2 protein-coding genes are annotated in these 6,098 nt (G+C 48.0%); both read right to left on the bottom strand.

All coding sequences use genetic code 11. From position 1 onward, the window contains the following. Nucleotides 1–2,048: hypothetical protein (locus BLS65_RS17005; protein ID WP_139180982.1), on the bottom strand; the 2,048-nt coding region annotated here is incomplete at its 3' end. Between the two features lie 67 nt (nucleotides 2,049–2,115). Next, nucleotides 2,116–6,098 (bottom strand): T9SS type A sorting domain-containing protein (locus BLS65_RS17000; protein WP_125869936.1); only part of this gene is annotated, 3,983 nt, incomplete at its 5' end.

Below are 6,098 nucleotides of genomic sequence, written 5' to 3'. Positions count from 1 at the left end.
CCACCCCTTATGGTAAGGTCGGTTCCGGTTTTTATGGCTGGAATGCCCATCTCGTCGCGGAACGATATACCGGCTTCGGTATTGCTGGCCTCCACCTTATCGGGGGCAAAACTGGCAATGCTTTTGTATGTAGGTATATAACCATTCTGCAGGGCGGGATAGCTGCCTTTCAGCGCCTGCTTTTCGTCGGAGTAGCCATCGAACCCATACTTCTGGTTTGGCGATGCAGTGAAAGCTACTTGGGTGGCAGAAAGATGGGTCTCCTTATCCTTATTGTAGTCATCCATTTTACGGTCGTTGCCCCCGGTGTGCTTATACTCATCCACGCCCATAACATCGCCATCGCGGGTAACCACAAACTCCTCACCATTCGGCCCGGTTATAAGGGTTTGCCCAAGATCACCGGCATCATTATTAATAACCACCTCGTGCACCGTGCCATCGGCACCAATGGTTACGGCAATAACGGAATCGCCCGCATTAACGTAAATGGAGGTAATGGTTTCGGTTACTTTTACGGTATCCTTAATGGTGGTGGATACTGTAAGTTCGTTGATTGCCCCGGCAAGACTGTCGAGGTAGGCGGCGGTGGCGTCCACATCGACCAAGAACTGAGGATTATACACGCTTTGGTAATCCATGTTCAGGATTACGTTATCGGTATTTACTGATAGATCCCAATACTCGCAAACAAACTTGAGCTTCCACAGCTCGGCCCAGAAGAGAAAATGGCCTTTGTAGACACCATCGCCCTGCGATTCCACCGACTTAACAATAAAACGGGTAGTCCCAAAACGGTTGGAGAGGGTATCGCCCGGCTTTAGGTCGCGCCGCACTTCAAGGTTCTCAATGGTTCCACCATCCATATTATCGCCACAGCCACAGGTAGGGCAAGAGGTCGAATCGGGCTTTGTGCGTTGGGCCGGGATTTCCAGCTTTTGCCATTCGGAGAAATCGCTAACGGATTCGGGGTCGTTATCGCACACCGCCTGCACGCGCATTTCGTAGGTGGTAGCAAAATCGAGGTCGAAGAATTCGGCTTTACTATCGAAGGTTTCGCTGGCCGAGAGCCAACCGGTAGCGGGCTTTTTCAGCTCCACATTGTAGGACGAATGATTTTTACCCGGCTCCCAGCTAAAAGAGCCATTCCGTCCATGGGTAGCGGCCTTAAGGTTTGTAATCGGATTGCACTTCGACTTGTAGGTGAACACCCGTATTTCGCTATGCCCATCCTGCTCAAAGGGAACCATTCCGCTTACATCGGTAGCCGTAACGCGCCATGCATACTTCATTCCGGGCTCCATAAGCAAGGAGGCTGGAAACACAGTAGCCATTGTATTTGTGGTGGTTTCCTCATAAAAAACAGGAACCGAAGCTGCGATGGTGTAAGGGCTAATGCCATCGATGCGCATCTCCCACATCTCAAATTTATACTGAACACCGGCAGCCGACATAGGATTTCCGAGCTTGCTGGCATACCACGAAAAAACTATAGGCATACCCTTAAACTCACCCATCTCCTTACCATTTTCGGGCAATTTCAAAACAGGAGGCTTACCAACCGCAATCCAAGCGGTAACAGTTCCGGCATTTGAGATCAACCTGTTGGTTTGGAAATGGAGAACTTCCACGGTAATCTTGTAGAAACCTTCGGGTAGCTGTCCGGTGCGCCGGTAGGCTTCCTTGCTATACCCTTTAAAGATAAGGTTATCAATATTGAAGTAATCCTTAAGATCGTCGCCAAAAAGAAGGGAAGCAGCTCCACCATCCAGATAAATTGGGGTGGTGTTTATGGTTGGCGGCGTCTCGATGGTTATCCCAACCGTTTCGAACTTAATGTGCAGCTTAACCGGCAAATTCGATACATTCAAATCGTTTACAACAATATTTACCATAAGCTGCTGCGATCCAAACTTACAGTAGTCGCTAAGCTTTAGCGAGTAGGGAGCGGTAAGCGTTGGGGCAACATATATGGGGTAGCTGCTTTGAGCAAATGCCCCGCTAACGGCAAAAACGATGAAAGAAAGTATGAATAAGGCTTTACGCATGTTCTTTTTTATAACGACAAATTTCTAATACCAAATAAACTCAGGCTATCCAACATTGCAGATAGGCCTATCGTTGGATAATTATCTTCACCTGTTTTCGTTCATTTCCTGCCTTCAGTATCAGCAAATAGAAGCCGGAATTCAACCCCGACAAGTTATAGCCGACGGAGTAATCCTGCATACTGTGTTCGGTTCGCTCATCAATCTTAGCGCTGGAAACAATAGCGAACATTACAAGGTTGATGTCGGCAGGCTCCCGAAGCTGCACCGTTGCATAAAAATTGCCGTCGGTGGGATTAGGGCTTACCGTGAACGATTTTATCAATGGTTCCTTATAGCCAAGGTTACCATCACCGGGAAGGGTATCATTATCGGCAATAATCTCCACTTGTTTGGTAGACACGGAGATGCATCCTCCCGAGAAAGCGGTGAGATCGATATTATGAATACCCGATTGTAATGTTTTCAGGAACAGGAGATAGTCAGGATCGGTCATACTGTTTACCATGGCAAAAACCCGGTCGTTGTAATTCCACTTGAGGCTATCGAGCGCCATATTCGACAGCTCAAAAATTCTAAGCGTATCGCCCAGGGTTGCCTGCGATGATAGGAGGAAATCGGCCTTTAGCGCGTCGTTGCCAATGGATAGATTAATGGTATCCCAAGCAAAACAGCCAATGCTATTGGTTACCTCGAGGTAGTAGTCGTTTGGATCGCCAACCGCTACAAAACGCTCATTGGAAATAGTAGCCTGCGTGGTAAACCACTTGTAGGTGGTAAACTCCTGCCCATCGAGGGTGTACTTATTTCCGGGGCACAGCTTAATATCATCGCCCAGATCCACCTCCAGCTTCTCGGGCTCATTGATGGTAAACGACTCGTTGGTAACACACTTATTGGCATCGGACAGCGTCAAGCTATAGGCGCCCTTATACAGGTTGCTAATAAGCGCGGTTGTTTCGCCCGTGGACCACTGGTAGGCGTAGTTGCCCACCCCGCCATGGCCTTCGGCCTTTAAGAAGGCATCGTTATACCCAAAACAGTGAGCATCCTTACTATCGGCAATGACAATCCTTAACGAGTCGGGCTGCGTTACTTCGAAATATTTAACAGAAGAGCATTTGTTTGTATCCGAAATGGTAACCGAGTGTACGCCCTGGCTATATCCGTTGGCCACTCTGCCTGTATCGGCATTGGACCACACAAAGCTATATGGAGCAAAAGGGTCGCCGGGCTTAACTCCGGTGATAAAGGCCGTGCCGGTATTCCCGCCAAAGCATAGCACCGCCGTAGTATCCACATCGGTAACTGCGGGATTGGTCGATGGTTTTATGCGCTTCTCGGTATGCTGATAGCAATTATGGTAGTCGTAAACATCAAGCGTATATAGTCCATTTCGCATGAGTGCCGTTGCGGTGCTATCCGTTCCCACAAGATCATTGCTGAAGTTACGCCAAGCATAGGTATAGGGTCTTGTTCCACCCTGCAGCGATACTTTTACTTTACCATTATCGGTATTGCAGGTAGTATGCGTAATATCAATACTCTTGAAAAGCAGCGAATCGGGTTCGTGCATAACCGCTAGAACGGTATCTTGTCCAACACAGCTATTGGCATCGGTAAAAAGATAGTGATACTCCCCCGCAGCAATACCCGTAGCAACGGTGCCCGGCTTCCAACCGGCCGGTGCATCAATATATGCAAAGCGATAAGGAGCCGTGCCGCCATTTACTGTAAACTCAACACGTCCATCAGCCGCACCCTTGCAGTTTACGCTATCAACCAAGGCTATAGCCGAGGTAAGGTAATCGGGCTCTGCGATTTCTATGGCCACGCTATCGACAACCCCCATCTTATCGGTGAGGTAGAAGTAGTGCTTTCGCACATTGAGCGTATCGAAGAAGTTGCCGTTGACGTAGTGGGCAGTATTATCATGTCTAAACTGGTAATCGCCCCAACCGCCTTCGGCCTTAAGGGTTACATTGGCATCCTTATACGTTTTACAACTTTCGTTATTTTGTTCAGCAATACTAATGGACAGGGAAGCAGATGGCGCTTCAACCGTTGCGGTATCGACAATGGTATTGCCGTAGCGGTCGGTTACCAAAACCCGGTATTTGCCGGCGGTAAGGCTGCGTAAGGTGCTGCTTTCGGGATAATTCTGCGATGCTGGAACTCCGCTACCGCTTCCCGAAACCCGTGACCATTCAAATATATTACCACCGCCGCCACCAGTTACCACAACAACTACTTCGCCCGTTGCCCCTCCAATGGTGTCGACATTTACAACGTTTATACTTCGGAATAGGAAAGGTCGGTAAGGTTCAATCGTAAAGTTGGCATATACCGTTGTATCGCCCGCAGTTATTCCCGAAATAAAATAGCTGCCACCCGCAAGGTTTTGAAGCGAAACGGTATCGCCCTTGCAGTAGAATAGGGTGGTTGAATCGCTTGGATTAAACTCTAACCTTTCATTTGCAGGGGAAATAAGATCAAAAGACTTCCATGCCTTAAACTTAGAGGTTAACTTACAGAATCCATTCTGCGCCAAAAGCGATGTTTCATTACCCAACTTGGCAATAGCGAAACGAGCATCGCTCACTCCCGGCAAGTATATGCTTGTATCTTTCGAACATCCCTCATTTCCAGTTACCCTTATCGAATAATGGCCTGAAGGCTGATTGCTTAACAAGGCTGAATTATCAGGCAGACTAGCACCAAACCGTTTTTTCCATTGATATGTGAATGGCTGAACGCCTCCTCTTACAGATGCCTGTATGGCTCCACCCGATGTATTATCAGTATATACAATTGCAAGGGAAACCCTCATCATTGATGTATCGGAGAGCGTAGCCTCAAGGTCAAATAAGCAGCCGTTTCCATCGGTAATGCGCATGGCATGGCTACCGGCGGCTAAGCCATTAAGGCTAACCGTTTGCGCTAGGGGCACAACTAGCGAATCCTTTATTGCTTCGCTAAAGAGGGTGTAAGGGGTAGTCCCACCCATAATACCAATCTTCAACTCACCATTATTGGAGCAGGTAGGCAATAATGATTCGGAAACCCATGAGAGGAGGTTGTCTTTGGGTTCGGTAACTAGAACAGAATCGCTGAATGTGGCACCCAGGCTATCCTGCACCGTAATTTTATAACTACCGGCATACAGATTATTAAAGGTATTCCGCTTGTAGAACGCGCCATATAAATCCCGCTTGTAGCGATAGCCACCCCAACCTCCTGAGGCTTGCACGGTGAAGGAGCCAACCTGCGACTTACAGCGAGCATCCTGCTTATTGGTTACAGTAAAGCGGAGGGCTGCATTCGGCTCTTTTACCCATAAGGAGTCTGTTTGGAACGAGCACCCCTTAACATCTTCTACATGGATTGCATACTTACCGGCGCGCAAGGAGCCGAGAGCAAACGGGATTTCACTCGGTCGAAATGAGCTGTCGATACAGGTAGCCTGTGAATTAAAAAGCTTAATCTCTTTCAACCCTGCATTGCCGCCAAAAGCGGTGCTTTGTATGCTGCCCGATGGAGTTCCCTTGCCGATAACATTAAAAACGTTGTCGATTACCAACGAAATTGGTGCAGCTGGCTGATTAACAGCAATATCATAGGGGTTATTTGACAAACAGCCAAGCGTATCGGAAGCAAAAATCTGATACTTTCCCAGTTTCAGATTAGCAAAACTGTTGCTCAAATCGGTAATGGAATCGGAGTAAGCAAAGTCGAAACCCTTGATATAGCATTTCCGCATGGGCGTTGTTCCCGCCAGCGACAAAACTTTCACCTCGCCATTGCGCTCACCGTAGCAGGCAACAGGTATAACATCAGTGCCTGTAACCGAAGGGTTGTGGTACTCAGCCAAAGGAACACTCTGAGATACCGAGCAGTTTTGGTTATCGGCAACCGTTAAGCTGTATATGCCAAACGGAAGTTTATTGCCCAAGTCTGTGATTGTATCCGTGGAAAATTCGGCATCCATTTCTTTGTAGAGCTTAGCATCTTTCTGCCACCCGTACTTATAGCCACCATTGCCCCCCTTAA

Source organism: Williamwhitmania taraxaci, assembly GCF_900096565.1.
GTDB lineage: Bacteria > Bacteroidota > Bacteroidia > Bacteroidales > Williamwhitmaniaceae > Williamwhitmania > Williamwhitmania taraxaci.
Note: the sequence above shows the minus strand (reverse complement) of the source record. Positions and strands in the feature narration are given on the sequence as shown.